Origin of the sequence: Devosia sediminis, from assembly GCF_016411825.1 — a bacterium.
In the GTDB taxonomy this organism is placed as follows: Bacteria; Pseudomonadota; Alphaproteobacteria; order Rhizobiales; family Devosiaceae; genus Devosia; species Devosia sediminis.
Genome location: NZ_JAEKMH010000002.1, coordinates 233636 through 250341 on the forward strand (window position 1 = coordinate 233636; position 16706 = coordinate 250341).

General features: G+C 65.0%; 19 protein-coding genes. 9 read left to right on the forward strand and 10 right to left on the reverse strand.

Annotated features, from left to right (window positions below):
• Positions 1-8: 8 nt before the first annotated feature.
• Both JEQ47_RS08430 and JEQ47_RS08435 read right to left on the reverse strand, forming a co-directional pair.
• The gene (locus JEQ47_RS08430; protein ID WP_198875975.1) at positions 9-1529 is read right to left on the reverse strand and encodes a sugar ABC transporter ATP-binding protein; all 1521 of its coding nucleotides are present in this window, start codon (positions 1527-1529) and stop codon (positions 9-11) included.
• The gene (locus tag JEQ47_RS08435; RefSeq protein ID WP_198875976.1) at positions 1526-2155 is read right to left on the reverse strand and encodes a DUF2291 family protein; all 630 of its coding nucleotides are present in this window, start codon (positions 2153-2155) and stop codon (positions 1526-1528) included. The genes JEQ47_RS08430 and JEQ47_RS08435 overlap by 4 nt, the downstream gene beginning before the upstream one ends.
• Before the next feature lie 342 nt (positions 2156-2497).
• On the opposite strand from JEQ47_RS08435, the gene JEQ47_RS08440 reads away from it, so the two are divergent.
• From JEQ47_RS08440 to JEQ47_RS08455, 4 genes are read left to right on the forward strand one after another with little or no spacing between them, the layout of a single operon-like run.
• Positions 2498-3250 (forward strand): transketolase, encoded by a 753-nt coding sequence (locus tag JEQ47_RS08440; protein WP_198876820.1) that lies wholly within the window; start codon positions 2498-2500, stop codon positions 3248-3250.
• A complete protein-coding gene (locus JEQ47_RS08445; protein WP_198875977.1) occupies positions 3250-4209 on the forward strand; it encodes a transketolase family protein in 960 nt (319 codons plus the stop codon). Before JEQ47_RS08440 ends, JEQ47_RS08445 begins: the two co-directional genes overlap by 1 nt.
• A complete protein-coding gene (locus JEQ47_RS08450) occupies positions 4206-5699 on the forward strand; it encodes an FGGY family carbohydrate kinase (RefSeq protein WP_198875978.1) in 1494 nt (497 codons plus the stop codon). The genes JEQ47_RS08445 and JEQ47_RS08450 overlap by 4 nt, the downstream gene beginning before the upstream one ends.
• Positions 5696-6676 carry a sugar phosphate isomerase/epimerase family protein gene (locus tag JEQ47_RS08455; protein WP_198875979.1) on the forward strand — a complete coding sequence of 327 codons (981 nt, stop codon included), beginning with the start codon at positions 5696-5698 and terminating at the stop codon, positions 6674-6676. Before JEQ47_RS08450 ends, JEQ47_RS08455 begins: the two co-directional genes overlap by 4 nt.
• Positions 6677-7030: 354 nt before the next feature.
• Here the strand turns inward: JEQ47_RS08455 and JEQ47_RS08460 are convergent, their stop codons facing one another.
• Positions 7031-7195 carry a hypothetical protein gene (locus JEQ47_RS08460; RefSeq protein WP_198875980.1) on the reverse strand — a complete coding sequence of 55 codons (165 nt, stop codon included), beginning with the start codon at positions 7193-7195 and terminating at the stop codon, positions 7031-7033.
• A 217-nt stretch (positions 7196-7412) separates the two neighbouring features.
• Between JEQ47_RS08460 and uxaC the strand changes: the two genes are divergently transcribed.
• The 3 genes from uxaC to JEQ47_RS08475 all read left to right on the forward strand — a co-directional run bounded on the left by uxaC (position 7413) and on the right by JEQ47_RS08475 (position 10453).
• On the forward strand, positions 7413-8831 hold the full coding sequence (gene uxaC, locus JEQ47_RS08465) for a glucuronate isomerase (RefSeq protein ID WP_198875981.1): 1419 nt from the start codon (positions 7413-7415) through the stop codon (positions 8829-8831).
• A 264-nt stretch (positions 8832-9095) separates the two neighbouring features.
• On the forward strand, positions 9096-9944 hold the full coding sequence (locus JEQ47_RS08470) for an aminoglycoside phosphotransferase family protein (protein ID WP_198875982.1): 849 nt from the start codon (positions 9096-9098) through the stop codon (positions 9942-9944).
• Between the two features lie 5 nt (positions 9945-9949).
• Complete coding sequence (locus tag JEQ47_RS08475; RefSeq protein WP_198875983.1) at positions 9950-10453, forward strand: CAP domain-containing protein; 504 nt, start codon at positions 9950-9952, stop codon at positions 10451-10453.
• 32 nt (positions 10454-10485) lie between these two features.
• On the opposite strand, the gene JEQ47_RS08480 is transcribed toward JEQ47_RS08475, so the two are convergent.
• The 5 genes from JEQ47_RS08480 to JEQ47_RS08500 form a co-directional block, all read right to left on the reverse strand.
• Positions 10486-10899 carry an endonuclease domain-containing protein gene (locus JEQ47_RS08480; RefSeq protein WP_198875984.1) on the reverse strand — a complete coding sequence of 138 codons (414 nt, stop codon included), beginning with the start codon at positions 10897-10899 and terminating at the stop codon, positions 10486-10488.
• Positions 10900-11082: 183 nt separating this feature from the next.
• Positions 11083-11814, reverse strand: coding sequence for a TlyA family RNA methyltransferase (locus tag JEQ47_RS08485; RefSeq protein ID WP_328768584.1), 732 nt, complete (start codon positions 11812-11814; stop codon positions 11083-11085).
• Positions 11811-12410, reverse strand: a complete 600-nt coding sequence (locus JEQ47_RS08490; RefSeq protein ID WP_198875985.1) for an SCO family protein — start codon at positions 12408-12410, stop codon at positions 11811-11813. Before JEQ47_RS08490 ends, JEQ47_RS08485 begins: the two co-directional genes overlap by 4 nt.
• 3 nt (positions 12411-12413) lie before the next feature.
• Entirely contained in the window at positions 12414-12665 is a 252-nt protein-coding gene (locus JEQ47_RS08495; RefSeq protein ID WP_198875986.1) for an exodeoxyribonuclease VII small subunit, read from the reverse strand.
• A 29-nt stretch (positions 12666-12694) separates the two neighbouring features.
• The gene (locus JEQ47_RS08500) at positions 12695-13621 is read right to left on the reverse strand and encodes a histone deacetylase family protein (protein ID WP_198875987.1); all 927 of its coding nucleotides are present in this window, start codon (positions 13619-13621) and stop codon (positions 12695-12697) included.
• A gap of 77 nt (positions 13622-13698) precedes the next feature.
• On the opposite strand from JEQ47_RS08500, the gene JEQ47_RS08505 reads away from it, so the two are divergent.
• Positions 13699-14637 carry an L-threonylcarbamoyladenylate synthase gene (locus JEQ47_RS08505; RefSeq protein ID WP_198875988.1) on the forward strand — a complete coding sequence of 313 codons (939 nt, stop codon included), beginning with the start codon at positions 13699-13701 and terminating at the stop codon, positions 14635-14637.
• Here the strand turns inward: JEQ47_RS08505 and JEQ47_RS08510 are convergent.
• Positions 14634-14966 carry a hypothetical protein gene (locus JEQ47_RS08510; protein ID WP_198875989.1) on the reverse strand — a complete coding sequence of 111 codons (333 nt, stop codon included), beginning with the start codon at positions 14964-14966 and terminating at the stop codon, positions 14634-14636. The two genes, JEQ47_RS08505 and JEQ47_RS08510, sit on opposite strands and share 4 nt — an antisense overlap.
• A gap of 21 nt (positions 14967-14987) precedes the next feature.
• Entirely contained in the window at positions 14988-15941 is a 954-nt protein-coding gene (locus JEQ47_RS08515) for a DnaJ C-terminal domain-containing protein (RefSeq protein WP_198875990.1), read from the reverse strand.
• Between the two features lie 113 nt (positions 15942-16054).
• On the opposite strand from JEQ47_RS08515, the gene pdxH reads away from it, so the two are divergent.
• Positions 16055-16684 (forward strand): pyridoxamine 5'-phosphate oxidase, encoded by a 630-nt coding sequence (gene pdxH / locus JEQ47_RS08520; RefSeq protein WP_198875991.1) that lies wholly within the window; start codon positions 16055-16057, stop codon positions 16682-16684.
• The last annotated feature ends 22 nt before the right edge of the window (positions 16685-16706 follow it).

Consider the following 16706-nt stretch of genomic DNA (forward strand, 5'->3'; position numbering starts at 1 on the left):
GTGGCACCTCAGGCGGCTGATTGTTCGAGTTTGTAGGTGGAGGCGCGCACCAGCGCCTCGTCGGTCGCCTCGTCGGCGCGCAGGTCGGCAGTGATCCGGCCATAGGCCATCACCAGGATGCGGTCGGCCACGGCATGGGTCTCCTTGAGGTCCGAGGTCGTATAGACGACGCAGAGCCCCTGGTCGGCCAGGTCGCGCATGGTCGAGAACACCTCGGCCTTGGCGCCGATATCGATGCCGCGGCTGGGTTCGTCGAGCAGCAGCACCCGCGGCTCGGTGAGCAGCGATTTGCCGATCACGACCTTCTGCTGGTTGCCGCCCGAGAGCGAGGTGATCGGCGCATCCGGCCCGGCCGTCTTGATGCGCAACTGGTCGATCACCTGTTTCAGGAGCGGCGCTTCCTCGGCCTTGGAAATCGAGAAGAATTTGGTGAAGCGGCGGAGGCTGGCGATCCCCAGATTGCCGCCCACCGACAGGTTCTGCAGCAAGCCGTCACGCTGCCGGTCCTCGGGCACCAGCAACAGGCCCGCCTTCATGCGACTGGTGATCGAATGCCCGCCCAGCTCGGCCCCGTCGAGCCGCACCGAGCCCTTGGCATTGCGCCTGAGGCCATAAAGGCTCTCGAACAGTTCCGTGCGCCCGGCGCCGAGCAGTCCGTAGATGGCGGTGATTTCCCCGGTCCGGAACGACACCGAGACATCATCCAGTGCCAGCCCATGGCCGCGTCCGGGGAGCGACAGATTGTCGACCGTCAGAATGGCAGCGCCCGCCGCGATGGCCGGCGGCCGCTTGGCCACGACTTCGCCGGCGCCCAGCATCTTCTCGATGATCCAGGGGATGGTGACGTCCGCCCTGGGTGCGGTGGCGGCAAGCTTGCCGTCGCGCAGCACGGTAAAATAGTCGCCGATGCGGATCAGCTCTTCCAGCCGGTGCGAAATGTAGATGATCGCGACGCCCGAGCGCTTGAGCTCCCCGATCACCTTGAACAGCACTTCCACTTCCGAGGCCGAAAGGGCCGAAGTCGGCTCGTCCATGATCAGGATGCGCGCATCCTCGGCCAGCGCCTTGGCGATTTCGACGATCTGCTGTTCGCCGATCATCAGGTCGCCCACCAGCGCATCGGGGTCGATATCATGCTCCAGCCGCCCGATCAGTTCGGCCGCCCGCGCCCGTTGCGCCGCCCGGTCGATATGGAAGCCGGCTCTGGTAATGTCGCGCCCGAGGAAGATGTTCTCGGTGACGCTGAGATTGGGGCAGAGATTGAGCTCTTGGAAGACGATGCCGATGCCGTGTTTGCCGGCATCGCGGATCGAGCCGAAGCTGACTGTCTCGCCAGCCATGGTCATGGTGCCCAGGGTCGGCTGTTCCACCCCGGCCAGGATCTTCATCAGCGTCGATTTGCCCGCGCCATTCTCCCCGATCAGCACATTGACCGCACCGGCATGGACGTCGAAATCCACCTCGTTGAGCGCAAGCGTGCCCGGAAAAGCCTTGGTCATGCCGCGCGCCGAAAGGACCACCTCGCTCATGGCGCGGTCTTTTCCAGCACGACCGGGGTCACCTGCAGCCGGTCCGAGGCATTGGCCATGCTGATTGCGCCGGTGAATACAACGGTATCGCCCACCGCGATGGCTTCGGAGATGGGCGCGGTTGCGGCCAGCGCAATCGCCGTCAGTGCCTTGCCCGCATCGGCGAATTCGAGCTGGTTGGTAAAATCCTGGAACGACACGAAGGGCAGGGCGTCACGCACCGCATTGCCGCGAATGACCGGTCCGATCTGCAGCACCACCGGATCAGGGAGACCCTCGACCGTTACCTCCATCGTCCCCGCCCGCGACTCGGTATTCTTGGCCGCCACCACGCCCGTGCCAGTAACCACAAAGCTCCAGGGCGAGCCCTCGCCGGGGCGATAGCCGAATTCCGCCCCCGCCGACGGCAGGTCCCCGACGATGGCCGGCAACACCTCCGCCACCGGCCGCGCCGTTTCCGTAAAATGCGGAAGCGCTTGCTCGATCCACAGCCCTTCGGCATAGGCCGTGGCGTTGAACCCGGCGGGCGCGGCGGCTTCCTGGTCGGCGATCTGCACGATCTTGCAGCCCGCCAGGGCAGGCAGGAAAAGGGCCAGGGCCACCGGGGCCAGCCACCGTTTTCTCATTCCGGCACTCCTCGTTCGCAACGTGCGACATTGCGATTATTTTCGTTTTGTCCATGACCATCATGTCAAAACCGCCCTGTCAATGCGGGCGGGGGTCACAAAGGATCGCCGAAACTCCGCTAGAACGCTGATTTGAAACGGCAAAATCAGAAACGCAAAAAATCACAAATTTTCTCGTTGCCAGCATGCTTGGCCGGGCGGTACGTTTGCCGCACGTGTCAGACCGGCCATGGTGCCGCGACAGGAAAGTTTCTCGTGACCTCAACTGCCCCCGATCTTCGCAACGACCAGGTTGCCGCCATTGCCGACAAGGCGCTGTGGATTCGCCGCCGCAGCTTCCAGATGGTCTACGAGGCCCAGCAAGGCCATCCGGGCGGCGATTTCAGTGCCACCGACATCCTGGCCACGCTCTATTTCGGCGTCCTGCGCTACGATCCGAAAAAGCCGCGCGATCCCGATCGCGACCGCTTCGTCATGAGCAAGGGCCACTGCACCGGCGCCTTTTATTCGGTGCTCGCCGCAGCCGGCTATTTCCCGGAGGCGGACCTGTCGACCTATATGGAGCCGCTCTCCATGCTCAACGGTCACCCCAACCGCAATTACCTGCCCGGTGTCGAAACCAATACAGGTCCCCTCGGCCATGGCCTGCCGGTTGCCACAGGCATCGCCATTGCCGGCCAGATCGACAACGCCGATTTCCGCACCTTCGTGCTGACCGGCGATGGCGAATTGCAGGAAGGCAGCAATTGGGAGGCGGCGCTCACCTGCGCCCATCGCAAGCTCGAAAACCTGACCCTGATCATCGATCGCAACCGCCTGCAGCAGGGGGCCCGCACCGAGGACACCGCCTCGCTCGATCCGCTCGACGACAAGTGGCGCGCCTTCGGCTGGCATGTCGAAATGGTCGATGGTCACGATCATGCCCAGTTGCTGGACGTGCTCTCTGCCTCCCCCAAGGGTCGCGGCAAGCCGCTCTGCGTCATCGCCAATACCTTCAAGGGCAAGGGCGTCAGCTATATGCATGACAATGTCGCCTGGCATCACGGCGTGCCCAACAAGGAACAATACGAACAAGCCATGCGGGAACTTGTCTGATGAGCGCTGCTGCCCCCTCCAAAAGCGGTTTCTTCGATTGCCGCGACAGCTTTGCCGCCACCATCGAGGCCCTGGCCGAAGCCGATCCGCGCATCGTCACCGTGGTCAGCGACAGCGTCGGTTCGTCCAAGCTCGGTAACTTCCGCAAGAAATTCCCCGATCGCATGGTCAATGTCGGCATTGCCGAGCAGACGCTCGTCGCGGTCGGCGCCGGCCTTGCCAATGGCGGCAAGGTGCCCTTTGTCTCGGCCGCATCGTGCTTCATCACGGGCCGCGCCCTCGAACAGGTCAAGGCCGACATTGCCTATTCCAATGTCAACGTGAAGCTGATCGGCCAATCCTCCGGCGTCGCCTATGGCGAGCTGGGCCCGACCCATCACTCCATCGAAGACCTCGCCTGGCTGCGTCTCTTCAACAATATGAAGCTGATCGTCCCGGCCGACCCGTGGCAGACAGCAGAAGCCATCAAGGCCGCTGCGGCCCATGACGGCCCGGTCTTCGTCCGCGTCAGCCGCATGGCCGTCCCGGCACTCGAACGGCCTGAAGGGGCAAAGTTCGAAATCGGCAAGGCCGAGACGCTGGTCGAAGGCACCGACGCCACCATCATCGCCAATGGCACCATGGTCCACCGCGCCGTCGCCGCTGCGAAAACCCTTGCCGCCGAAGGCATCTCTGCCCGCGTCGTCAACATGGCGACGGTCAATCCGCTGGACGAGGCCGTCATTGCCTCTGCCGCCGAAACCGGGGCCATTGTCACCGTCGAAGAGCATTCCGTGCGCGGTGGCCTCGGCGGAGCCGTCGCCGAAGTCGTCGCCACCACCAATCCCGTGCCCATGCGCATTCTCGGCTTCCCCGGCTTTGTGCCCACCGGCTCGGCCGAGTGGCTGTTCGACCATTTCGGCCTCAATGAAGCTGGCATCGCCGACGCCGTTCGCCAGACCATCGCGCGGAAAAAATGACCTCCGGGCTGATCCTCGCCATCGATCAGGGCACCACCAACACCAAGGCGCTGCTGGTGGATGCCACCGGTAGCGTGCATCATCAGGCTTCGGTGCCCAACGTGGTCACCTATCCCCAGCCCGGCTGGGCCGAGCAATCGGCCTCCGCGCTGGTCGATGGCGTGAAACAGGTTATCTCGGAAGTCGTCGCCAAGGCCGGCACCGCCGAAATCCAGGGCATCGGCATCTCCAATCAGCGCGAATCCATCGTGGTCTGGGATGCCGCGACGGGTCAGCCCATCGGCCCCTGCATCATCTGGCAGTGCCGCCGCTCCGCGCCCAAATGCGACGCCCTCCGCGCCGCCGGCTATGCCGACGCCATCGAAGCCAAGACTGGCCTCGCGCTCGATCCGCTCTTCCCCGCCGCCAAGATCGCCTGGCTGCTCGACAATGTCCCCGGCGCCCGCCAGCGCGCCGAAGCTGGCGAACTCCGCGTCGGCACGGTCGATGCCTGGCTGCTCTGGACCCTTACCGGCGGCGCCGTTCACGCCACCGATCATTCCAACGCCTCCCGCACCCAGCTCTTCAATACCGAAACGCTGAGCTGGGATGCTGACCTCTGCGCTCTCTTCGATGTGCCGCCGAAAATGCTGCCCGAAGTGCGCTCCTCCGATTCCGAGTTTGGCCGTGTCGCCGCCGGGGTCTGTGCCCTGCCTCCTGGTACACCGGTACGTGCCATGATCGGGGATTCCCACGCAGCCCTCTTCGGTCATGGCGTTCGCGCGCCGGGCACGGTCAAAGCCACCTATGGCACCGGCACGTCGCTGATGGCGCTGACGCCGCAGCGCGTGCGTTCGCGCCATGGTATATCGAGCACTATCGCCTGGAGCCAGAACGGGGTCGTGCAGCACGCGCTCGAGGGCAATATCTCTGTGTCCGGACAGACGGCCGCCTTTGCCGCCGAACTCCTGGGCCTTGCCGATGCCGCCGCCCTCTCGGCCCTCGCCCAAACCGTCCCAGACAGCAATGGCGTCGCCTTCGTCCCGGCGCTGGTTGGCCTCGGAGCGCCCTATTGGCGGGCCGATGCGCGCGGCACCATCACCGGCATGACGCTGGGCACCAAGCCCGCGCACCTCGCCCGCGCCGCCCTGGAAGCCATCGCCTTCCAGGTCGCCGATGTCTATGCCGCCATGGAGGCCGACATGGGCTCTCCCTTGGGCGAACTTCGGGCCGATGGCGGCGCCTCGCGCAATCCGCTGGTCATGCAGTTCCAGTCCGACATCCTCGGCCGGCCCGTGGCCGCTGCCGCCGCGCCCGAAGTCAGCGCCCTCGGCGCCGCGGCCCTGGCCTTTGCCTCCCTCGGCATTTCCATGCCCGGCGTCCCCGCTGCCGGTCACTTCGCCCCGCAGATGGACGAGACTTCCCGATCCACACACCGCCAGCGCTGGCTCACTGCCGTGGCGCAGACGCTCGCTACCAATGATAAGCAGACTTCCGGAGGAAACCCATGACCACACCACGCTTCGGCGCCGGCATCTGGCATTTCGCCACCTATCTCGATCGCTACGCCACCGACGGCTACGGCACGCCCCGCACCATCATCGACGCCATCGACCTCGCCGGCCAGGTCAAGGACCTCTCGGTCGTCGATCTCAACTGGCCCTATTTTGGCGGCGAGTTTTCGAACGAGCAGATCAAGACCGCGCTTGATCGCAACAATCTTTCGGTCATTGGCATCACGCCCGAAATCTACACCCGCGATTTCGTCAAGGGCGCCTTCACCAACCCCGACGCCGGCATCCGCCGCAAGGCCCACGAACTCGTCACCGCCGCCTGCGACGTCGTCCGCTTCCATAAGGCGGATTACGTAAAGCTCTGGCCCGGCCAGGACGGCTGGGACTACCCCTTCCAGGTCGATTATTCGACCCAGTGGCAGCGCTCGCTCGACGGCGTCGGCCAGCTCGCTTCCGAAAACCCCGACCTCAAATTCGTCATCGAATACAAGCCGCGCGAACCGCGCGTGCGCATGAGTTTCGGTTCGGTCGCCCGCACCATTCTCGGTATCGAAAAGATCGGCCTCCCGAACGTCGGCATCCTCTTGGATTTCGGCCACGCCATCATGGGCGGTGAATCGGCCGCTGACTCGGCCCAGCTCGCCATCGATCACGGCCGCCTCTTCGGCATGGACGTCAACGACAACTACCGCTCCTGGGACGACGATCTCGTCGCCGGCAGCCTCCACCCAATCGAGCTCTTCGAGTTTTTCTACGTCCTCAAGAAGAACAAGTGGGAAGGCGTCTGGCAGCTCGATCAGTTCCCGTTCCGCGAGGACTCGGTCGCGACGGCCACTCACGCCATCGATTTCCTCAAGGCCGCAGCCAAGGGTCTCGATGCCCTTGACGTCGATGCGCTCGAGGAAGCCCAGAGCCGCCACGATGCCATCGGTGCATTGAAGATCGCCCAGAAGGCCCTGTTCGGCGCCATGTGATCGGAAAATGAAAAGGCCCGGATCTCGTTGGAGGGATCCGGGCCTTTGGCTCTGGCGCCAGCGCTGCGGGTCGCCGGGGGAGGGAGACCGCGCCCCGCATGCGGGTTTCGCCGAGCTTTGGGACGCGCGCCGGGGGGAGGCGCTGCGCCCTTGCAGCTTTAGATAAGTGCAGCGGCGACGGTTTCAAGGGACAGCCCAGCCGCCTACACAAGACATCCCCCAAACGCGGCTGTCACCCCGGCGAAGGCCGGGGCCCATCCTGAGATCTCAAGATGGATCCCGGCCTTCGCCGGGATGACACTGTGAATGTATTGGCCCACGTGCGTCAGCGCCAAAATCGACGCATCAACCGCCCTAGATCAGATTTGTAAGAAGCGTCGCCGCCACTGCCACCATGCCGAAGGCGCTGAGACCAGCCGCCAGCAGCATGACCCGCGCCTGCTGCGCATGGGCGCTGCGGCGCACGGCGCGCCGGACGCTGTCCATATCGGTGAGATGTTCGCTGTCGAGATTGGCCATGCTTCCGCCCCGCTTGCCGGCGTTTCGTCAACGCCGTTCCTCTGCTGGGCAGCCGCCTTGCTGAGCTGTTTCTCACCCTCGGTGCCGACGATACGCCCGCCCCGGGCGCCAGCGAACCGCAGCCTCGAAACGCGGTTAATTTGTTTCAAACACCATGTAATCGCATCTTGTATGGTAGATATTGAAACCGCCGGGCGAACATGGCAAAACCGCTGCCATGACCCAGCCAAGCCATCTCCATCCCGATCGTCTCTTCCCCGCGTCCGAGCCCGCGCAATCCATCGCGCGCGATCTTTATCCGGCGGTGAAGGACCTGCCCATCGTCAGCCCCCACGGCCACACCGATCCGTCCTGGTTCGCCCAGAACGGCCGCTTCGCCAGCCCGACGGCGCTGTTTTTGACGCCCGATCATTACGTGCTGCGCATGCTCAAGAGCCGCGGCATTTCCTATGACGCGCTGGGCATTCCCCGCAAGGATGGCAAGCCCGTCGAGGCCGACGGACGCAAGGCCTGGCGGCTCTTTGCCGACAACTATTATCTCTTTGCCGGCACGCCCTCTAAGACCTGGATCGATCATTCGCTCCACGCCGTCTTCGGCATCACCGAGGAACTGTCCGGCGCCACCGCCGACAGCATCTATGACGCCATCGACGCCAAGCTGTCCTCGCCCGATCTCCTGCCGCGCGCAATTCTCGACAACTTCAAGGTCGAGGTCATCGCCACCACCGAGTTCGCGCTCGATCCCCTGACCCATCACCAGTCCATGCTGGAGCAGGGCCTTATCGGCCAGGTGCGCACCACCTACCGTCCTGATGACGTCTGCGACCCCAGCCGCGCCGCCATCGTCGAAAACCTGCAGAAGTTCGGCGAACTGACCGGCGAGAATGTTTCCACCTGGTCTGGCCTCATCAATGCCCACCGAAATAGGCGCGAATATTTCCGCCGCTTCGGCGCCGTGGCCACCGACCATGGCGTGCCCACCGCCAACACCGCCGATCTTTCGGCGCCCGAAAAGCAGGCGCTGCTCGACAAGGTCCTGGCCGGCAAGCACGACGCCAATGACGCCGAGCTCTTCCGCGCCCAGATGATGACTGAAATGGCGTTGCTCTCCGTCGAGGACGGCATGGTCATGCAACTCCATGCCGGCTCTCGCCGCAATACCGATCCGCTGCTCTTCGGCGAACGTGGTGCCGATCTGGGCGCCGACATTCCCGGCCCCACCGACTATGTCGGCGGTCTCCGTGCGCTGCTCGGCCGCTGCGGCAACGAGCCGAACCTCAAGCTCATCATGTTCGTCCTCGACGAAACCACCTATGCCCGCGAACTGGCGCCCATGGCCGGCTACTGGCCCAGCCTGCTGATCGGGCCGCCCTGGTGGTTCCACGACAGCCCGCAGGGCATCCGTCGCTATCTCGACCAGGTCGTCGAAACCGCCGGCTTTTACAACCTGGCCGGCTTCAACGACGACACCCGCGCGCTGCTCTCGATTCCCGCCCGCCACGACGTCTGGCGCCGCGAAGTCTGCGGCTTCCTCGGGCGCTGGGTCGGCGAAAATCGCATCAGCAAGTCCACCGCCCAGGACATCGCCGTCCACCTGAGCTACCAGGCCGCCAAGGACGCCTACAAGATCGGGTAGTTCGAGGGCTGCGGGTGTTGATGCCAGTGTTCATCGTCACCCTCCCCCTCAAGGGGAGGGAGGCGCAGGCCTGATTGCCGGGGTTCATCGTCACCCTCCCCCTTGAGGGGAGGGTAGCAAAGCTAGGCCGGAAGGCCGTAGCGGCGCTGGGGAGGGGTGTCGGCGTCTCCCGAACTCCACCCCCGCCTCACTTTCATCACCTTCTCGCGCGACCTGCACAGTGCCGTCGAATCGCTCGCCCGCTTCTGCTCTAATGGCGCCATGATGAATCAGTCTCCCGTCGAAACGGCGCTCAGCCGCGCTTTGATCCGCTGGTCGCTGACCAAGTCCACGCCGGTGGCCGAAACGCCGCGTAGCTGGATTTTCCGCGTCGAGCAGAATGGCCGCAACCACGCCGCCCTCAAAATCCTCAAGCCCGTTGTGGCCGAGGAAGAGGGCAGGGGCTCCCGTCTCCTGCAATGGTATGCCGGCGATGGCGCCGCGACTGTCTTCGACATTCACGGCAATACCATCTTCATGGAATGGCTCGATGGCGGCACCCTGGGCGATGCCGCCCGCGCCGGCCGCGACGACGAGGCCACCATCGCCATTGCCACCCTCGTCGGCCAATTGCATCGCCCGCGCGATGGCGACCTGCCGGAACTGCAGCCATTGCGTGAGCGCTTCGAGCCTCTGTTCAAGTCCGACGTGCGGACCTGGCCACATACCGCGCGCGACCTTTATGCGCGGTCCAGCGGCATTGCCCTGCGGCTCTTTGATCGCCCGACCGCGCTGGTGCCGCTTCATGGCGACCTCCATCACGACAATATCCTGTCCTCAGGACGTGGCTGGCTCGCCATTGACCCCAAGGGTGTCCTGGGCGATCCGGCCTACGAACTCGCCAATGTCTTCATCAATCCCATCAATGCCGACAACATGGCGGCCGATCCGCAGCGCATCGCTGCCCGTGCCGACATCCTCTCCCAGCGCCTCGGCTATCCGCGCAAGCGCATCCTGGGTTGGGCCTGCGCCCACGCGGCTCTGTCCGCGTCCTGGGACCTGGCCGAGGGGCAGCCGATCACCGGCATTTTGGCATGCCTCCCAAATCTTCTCAGCGCATACGATCAGGCCTGACACCCATGCCCAACCTTTCCCGCCGCGCCGTCATTATCCTGGGCACGGCTTCGCTGGTCTCGGCCTGTGCCGCCACCATTCCACCGCTGCCGGCAAAGGTGTCCGACCGCCCCGAGGACCTGACGCGCGAGCAGATCGTCGCCACCATCAACCAGGTGCGTCGCGCCAATGGCGCCGGCCCCTGGACCTATAATCCGTCGCTGGAAACCGCCGCCCGCTCGCAGGCCCGGCTGATGGCCAGCCAGGACAAATTGAGCCACGATCTCGGCGTCACCCTGCGCCAGCGCGTTACCGAGGCGGGATATCTGCTCGCCGTGGGCGAAAATGTCGCCAAGGGCTACAAGACCCTCCCGGCCACCATCGAAGGATGGCTGGCGTCGTCAGGCCATCGCAACACACTGCTCTCCACCCGCTTCACCGAATTCGGCCTCGCCTTCGCTCGCACCAATTCCGGCAAGATGTACTGGGCCCTGATTGCTGGCGGACCATACGAAGCTTGGAAGGTCTGAGGATAGCATCCGTTAGCGCACGTCGCCGGTGTTCATCGTCTCCCTCCCCCCTGTGGGGAGGGATCAAGGGTGGGGGAGGGATCAAGGGTGGGGGTGCGATACGAGGGGGACCTTTCATCGAGTTCCAGCAAGATTTTGGTCATGACGCCTTCGAGGTTGCGCATGACATCAGAATTCAGCACGCGGACGACGCGAAAGCCGTCCGCTGCAATCCTGGCATCGCGCGCCGCATCCCTCATTTCAGCCCCGGCGACAAAATGGGTTTCACCATCGACCTCAATGACCAGCTTTGAACGGTGGCAGGCGAAATCGGCATAGTAGGGTCCAATCGGCACCTGCCGACGAACGTGGTGACCCAGCGCACGCAACTGCCTCAACGCAGCCCAAAGCCTCGCTTCCGGCGCGCTCATCGCCTTGCGCAACTGCCGTGCCCGCTGGACGCTCATACCCCCACCCTCGATCCCTCCCCACAAGGGGGAGGGAGGCGTGGTTGATATCCCTCAGCAAACTGACCTATCGAATGCCTGGATGCAATTGTTCATCCCTCCCTCCCCTTTGTGGGGAGGGTATCGTAGCTAGGCCGGAGGCCGTAGCAAAGATGGGTGGGGGTGTTGGCGCTAGGGCGAACGCTAGCGCCCAAACACCAGCACCGTCTCCACATTCCCGTCGCCCCCGGCAATCGGCGACGTCACACGGGTCCGCAGCGCAAAGCCCGCGCTTTCGACAAAAGCCAAGACCTCGCCCAGCGCCCGCTCGCTTGCCGCGGCATCCCGCACGATCCCGCCGCTCCCGACAAAATCGCGCCCCACTTCGAACTGCGGCTTGAACAGGATGACCGCTATCGCCGCCGGCCCGCACAGTCCCAGCGGCGCCGCCAGCACCTTGGTCACCGAGACAAAGCTGACATCGGATACCAGGAGGTCGATCACATCGGGGATGGTCTCGCGAGCCAGTTCCCGCGCGTTGAGACCCTCGAGGCTCACCACCCGCGCATCGCCCCTGAGGCTTTCATGCAGTTGGTCATGCCCCACATCTACGGCAAACACCTTTGCCGCCCCGCGCTCCAGCAGCACCTGAGTAAAGCCGCCGGTGGACGAACCCACATCAAGGCAGGTGCGGCCCGCGACATCGATCCCGCCCGCATCGAGCCCGGCAATCAGCTTCAGCGCCGCGCGCGAAACATAGCCGGCAGCGGGATCGTCCACGGTCAAAACATCGCCGTCATCGACCATCTGGTTGGGCTTTTTCGCCGCCGCGCCATTCACCGACACGGTGCCGCGCAGGATTGCATCGCGCGCCCTGGCCCGGCTGGGCATCAGCCCGCGCTCTTCGAGTGCCAGGTCGAGCCGGGTCCGGCTCACCTCTTGACGAGCCGTTCGATCTTGGCCAGCGCCGTATCGCTCGCCTCTTCATAGGCAATGGTGCCCTCGAACGTGCCGTCGTCGTCGATCAGGAAGGTCAGCGCGGTGTGGTCGACGAGATAAAACTCGCTTTCCACGTCGCCCGACTTTTCCGAGAATACGCCAAAGGCCGCCTTGGCCTTCTCGGTTTCCTCGGTATTGCCGACGAGCCCGATGACACTGGGGTCAAAGCCCTCGACATAGTCCCGAACCATCTCCGCCGTGTCGCGCTCCGGGTCGACGGTTACGAAGATGATCCTGAGGTCCTCCTCGGTCAGCCCCAGTTGCGCGCGCCAGGCGGTGGTTTCGGCCAGCGTCGTCGGGCACACATCCGGGCAGAACGTGTAGCCGAAGAAGATAAGGCTCGGCGTACCGCGCAGGTCATCCTGGGTGAATGTGCCACCCTTGGTCGAGGCCAGGGCGAACTGCTGGCCCGTCACGCCCAGCGGACGCTCGGGCGGCCGAAACATGTAAAGCGCCGTCGCGCCGATGGCCGCCACGGCCACCAGCACCCACAGCACGATGCGGAAGTTGCGCAGGGTATTGTTCGTGGTCATGGATCAGTTCGCGTCGAGCGGCTCGGTACCCACGGCCTTGCCGTCGCGGTTGAGCGTGATCTTTTCGATCCGCGCCTCGGCAGTCTTGAGCAGGGTTTCGCAATGCGCCTTGAGCGCTTCGCCGCGCTCATAGATGGCGATGGATTCGGCCAGCGGCGCGCGGCCGCTTTCGAGCTTCTGGACGATCTGCTCGAGCTGTTCCAGCGCCGCTTCGAAGCTTAGCGATTTCACATCGTCATATGCAGTGTCGACCATTCGTTCCGCCCGTTCAGAATACATTCACTTTAGCGACCCTGGAGGGTGGCCAGGTGTTGGCGCACGCCCCCGGCGAGGCCCTTGAGGTCATAGCCACCTTCGAGCAGCGACACAATCCGGTTGCCGCAGCGTCGTCCGGCGACCTCCATCAACTTTCCCGTGACCCAGCGGAAATCCTCGTCCACCCATTCGAGCTGCGCCAGCGGATCGCGGATATGGGCGTCGAATCCGGCGGAGATCAGGAGGAGGTCCGGCGCGAAATTATCAAGCGCCGGCAGGATGATACGGTCATAGGCCTCGCGCATGGCCTCCCCGCCCGAATGGCTCGGCAGCGCCGCGTTGACGATATTGCCGACCCCGGTGTCGTGCGGGTGACCCGTTCCGGGATAGAGCGGCATCTGGTGGCTCGAGGCATAAAAGACGCTCGGATCGTCCTTGAAGATGTCCTGCGTGCCATTGCCGTGATGCACGTCGAAATCGACGATCGCCACCCGCTCCGCCCCATATTTCCGCTGCGCTTCCCGCGCCGCGATGGCCACCGTATTGATGAGGCAAAACCCCATGGGCGTTGAGATTTCCGCGTGGTGACCCGGCGGCCTGATGGCGCAGAAGGCGTTCTCCACCTCGCCCAGCAGCACCGCATCGAGCCCCATCAGCGCACCACCCAGCCCGGTGGCGATGGCATCCATCGACCCGTCCGAAATATAGGTATCGGCATCGAGCTGGCCGATCCCCTCGGCCGGCCGCGCATCGCGCAGCCGCCCGAGATAGGCGCCGTCATGCACGAGTTCGGCCAGCATCAGATCGGCATAGGGTGCGTTGCGGCGTAGCAATCCGGCAAATTCCGGACCGGCCAGCGCCTCCTCGACCGCGCGGATGCGATCGGCCCGCTCCGGGTGACCCTGCGGGGTGGCGTGATCGGCAAAATTGGGCTGGCTGACCAGAAGCGTCGTCACGAGGGCTCTCCATACGGCACCGCGCCAGGCGTCCTCCCGTCTTGACGCGGGCAGGGCCTCTTGTCAAACACCGCCCCATGACCGAGCCCGACCCCAAAGCCATTGCCGAAGCCGCAGCGCTGCTGCGCGCGGGAAAGCTTTGCGCGTTTCCCACCGAGACCGTCTATGGTCTCGGTGCCGATGCCACCAATGCCGATGCGGTGCTTTCGATTTACGAAACCAAGGGCCGCCCGCGTTTCAATCCGCTGATCGTCCACTGCGCGGACCTGGCGATGGCCGAGCGCTATGCGCTGTTCTCGCCGCTGGCCCGGCAACTGGCCGAGGCATTCTGGCCCGGTCCCCTGAGCCTCGTCCTGCCGCTGCGGGCCGGGCATGGCCTCTCTGACATCGTCACCGCAGGCCTCGACACGGTAGCGCTGCGCGTGCCGGATCACCCCGTGGCTCTCGCGCTGCTGCGCGCCGCCGATCGGCCACTGGCCGCGCCATCGGCCAACCCGTCCGGAAAGCTTTCGCCCACCAGCGCCGAGCAGGTGCGCAAGGGCTTTGCCGGTCGCGTGACGGTCCTTGATGGCGGGCCCAGCCAGCGCGGCGTCGAATCCACAATTCTTGCGGTCGACGGCGAGCGGCTGATCCAGTTGCGCGCCGGTGCCCTGGCATTGGACGAAATCGAGCAGCGCCTCGGCCGCCCGGTCGAGCGCGCGAAAAAGGGCGCGGCAATTTCCGCGCCCGGCATGATGCTGAGCCATTATGCGCCCGACGCTGCCCTGCGCCTCGATGCGATGCCGCAGCCGGGCGAGGCTTTCCTCGCCTTCGGCCCGACCCCGCTTTTCTCTGGCACCATGCGCAATCTCTCGCCTACCGGCGATCTCCACGAAGCCGCGTGCAATCTCTTCGCCATGCTGCACGAACTCGATGCGTCAGGCGCTACCGCCATCGCCGTCGCGCCCATCCCGCAAACGGGTTTGGGCGAAGCCATCAACGACCGCCTGCAACGCGCCGCCGCGCCGCGAAGCTAAAAGGTCTGCGCCAGCATGAAGGCCAGCGCCCAGAGATAGACCCCAATCGCAACCCAGCCTGTCGCTTCCAGCCATCCTGCCTCGGGCCGCAGCCACTGCCGCAGCCATACGGCCAGCGGCAGAGCCGGCGGCACGACCATGGTCATCCAGATCGCCATAGGCCAGGCCCGGTCGCCCTCGATGAGGCTCCCCTGCGGCAGGCCGCGGAGCGCCTCGGCAACCGGCGCGGTGACCAGCGCGTAGATTGCGCCCGGCAGGCCCAGCAGGGCCATGCCGCCGACGATCAGGATCACCGCGACGATCACGGATACCCAGAAGGCGCGACCCATCAGCAGCGCTCCATCTGGCCGTCAGTCCCTGACCGTATAGGGCTTCTGGTCGCGCATGAAGCGGGCCAGCGCCTCGAGGTCGGCATCGCCGCCCGGCGGCAGCACGACGCGGATGTTCACGTAGAGATCGCCCTCGCCATAAAGGCCCTTGCCCTTGAGGCGCAGCGCCTTGGACGTGTCGACGCCCGGCGGCAGGGTCAGCTCCACCGATCCATCCAGCGTCGGCACGCGCACCTTGGCGCCCAGCACCGCTTCATAAAGCGTCACCGGCACGTCTGTGCGGACGTCATTGCCGTCCTTGCGGAAAGTCTTGGACTTCTCGAACTTCACCGTCACCAGCGCGTCGCCCGGCTCGCCATAGGGGCTGGGCGAACCCTGGCCCTTGAGGCGGATCTGCTGACCCTCCTCGACCTTCTCGGGAAGCTTGACCGACAGCACCTTGCCCGAGGGCATGCGCACCGGCACCGAGGCCGCCTTGTGCGCGTCCTCGAGCGAAATGGCGACATTGACGACAATGTCGTCGCCCTTCATGCGGGCTCCGGCGCCGCCACCGGCTGCCGCGCCGGCAAAGGGGTCCCACTGGGCGCCCCCGGTTGGTCCGCGTGCGCCCGCGCCGCCGCGCGGCTGGCCGCCGAAGCCGCTCATGAATTCCTTGAGAATATCCTCTGCCGAAAAGCCGCCCGCGCCGGCGCCAGGCCGTGCACCGGGGCGCGCGCTGCCAAAGCCGCCATTGCCGAAGCCGGCAAAGCGGGGATTGCCCTCGGCGTCGATTTCGCCGCGGTCGAACTGGCCGCGCTTTTCGGCGTCGTTGAGCAGGTCATAGGCATGGGTCGCCTCGGCGAATTTGCCGTGGGCGGAAGGGTCATCAGGGTTCTGGTCGGGATGATACTTCTTGGCCAGCTTGCGATAGGCGGACTTGATGTCCTTCTCGCTTGCGGACCGCGACACCCCAAGGACGGTGTAAGGATCGCGCATTCAGGTCCAATCTTTGACATGGGACATTGTTTGTCCCGCAATTGCAGTCCTATATGGCGACGCCCCCCGCCCTTGTCCAGTTGCGGCGCGGCTCCCGCGCAGGAAATATCACTATGCTGCAGACGCTCACCGAACGCCTCTTCGACGACAGCGACCGCTCCCAGCTCGATCCTTTTGCCCTCTTCGAAGAGTGGTTTGCCCTCGCCCAGGAGAGTGAACCGAACGATCCCCATGCCATGGCCCTGGCGACATCGGATGCGTCGGGTCTGCCCGATGTCCGCATGGTGCTGCTCAATCGGCGCGACGAGCGCGGCTTCTGCTTCTTTACCAATTTCGAAAGCGCCAAGGGCCAGCAGCTCCTTGCCAATCCGCAGGCGGCCATGGTCATGCACTGGAAGAGCCTGCGCCGCCAGGTGCGCATGCGCGGTCCCGTCGAGCAGGTGACGGCCCACGAGGCCGACGCCTATTTCGCCTCCCGCGCCAAGGGCAGCCGCATTGCCTCGGCCACGTCCAAGCAATCCCGGCCGCTCCAGAGCCGCCAGCAGATGATGGACGAGGTGGCCACGCTCACGGCCATGGTGGGCGATAGCGACATGGCCCGCCCCGATCACTGGTCCGGCTTCCGCCTCGTGCCCACGGCCATCGAATTCTGGAAGGATGGCGAGTTCCGCCTCCACGACCGCGTCCGCTTCTCCCGCGAGAGCGAAACCGCCCCGTGGTCGAGCGACCGGCTCTACCCGTGAGCGGCAATCCCTGTTCATCGTC

Bases quoted from the DNA above. Each gene is read 5' to 3' on its own strand.
- JEQ47_RS08455 (WP_198875979.1), top strand. From the start codon at position 5,696: ATGACCACACCACGCTTCGGCGCCGGCATCTGGCATTTCGCCACCTAT.
- JEQ47_RS08515 (WP_198875990.1), bottom strand. From the start codon at position 15,941: ATGCGCGATCCTTACACCGTCCTTGGGGTGTCGCGGTCCGCAAGCGAG.
- JEQ47_RS08440 (WP_198876820.1), top strand. From the start codon at position 2,498: ATGGTCTACGAGGCCCAGCAAGGCCATCCGGGCGGCGATTTCAGTGCC.
- JEQ47_RS08450 (WP_198875978.1), top strand. From the start codon at position 4,206: ATGACCTCCGGGCTGATCCTCGCCATCGATCAGGGCACCACCAACACC.
- JEQ47_RS08490 (WP_198875985.1), bottom strand. From the start codon at position 12,410: ATGACCACGAACAATACCCTGCGCAACTTCCGCATCGTGCTGTGGGTG.
- uxaC (WP_198875981.1), top strand. From the start codon at position 7,413: ATGACCCAGCCAAGCCATCTCCATCCCGATCGTCTCTTCCCCGCGTCC.
- JEQ47_RS08445 (WP_198875977.1), top strand. From the start codon at position 3,250: ATGAGCGCTGCTGCCCCCTCCAAAAGCGGTTTCTTCGATTGCCGCGAC.
- JEQ47_RS08460 (WP_198875980.1), bottom strand. From the start codon at position 7,195: ATGGCCAATCTCGACAGCGAACATCTCACCGATATGGACAGCGTCCGG.
- JEQ47_RS08510 (WP_198875989.1), bottom strand. From the start codon at position 14,966: ATGGGTCGCGCCTTCTGGGTATCCGTGATCGTCGCGGTGATCCTGATC.
- JEQ47_RS08480 (WP_198875984.1), bottom strand. From the start codon at position 10,899: ATGAGCGTCCAGCGGGCACGGCAGTTGCGCAAGGCGATGAGCGCGCCG.
- JEQ47_RS08470 (WP_198875982.1), top strand. From the start codon at position 9,096: ATGAATCAGTCTCCCGTCGAAACGGCGCTCAGCCGCGCTTTGATCCGC.
- pdxH (WP_198875991.1), top strand. From the start codon at position 16,055: ATGCTGCAGACGCTCACCGAACGCCTCTTCGACGACAGCGACCGCTCC.
- JEQ47_RS08430 (WP_198875975.1), bottom strand. From the start codon at position 1,529: ATGAGCGAGGTGGTCCTTTCGGCGCGCGGCATGACCAAGGCTTTTCCG.
- JEQ47_RS08495 (WP_198875986.1), bottom strand. From the start codon at position 12,665: ATGGTCGACACTGCATATGACGATGTGAAATCGCTAAGCTTCGAAGCG.
- JEQ47_RS08505 (WP_198875988.1), top strand. From the start codon at position 13,699: ATGACCGAGCCCGACCCCAAAGCCATTGCCGAAGCCGCAGCGCTGCTG.
- JEQ47_RS08435 (WP_198875976.1), bottom strand. From the start codon at position 2,155: ATGAGAAAACGGTGGCTGGCCCCGGTGGCCCTGGCCCTTTTCCTGCCT.
- JEQ47_RS08475 (WP_198875983.1), top strand. From the start codon at position 9,950: ATGCCCAACCTTTCCCGCCGCGCCGTCATTATCCTGGGCACGGCTTCG.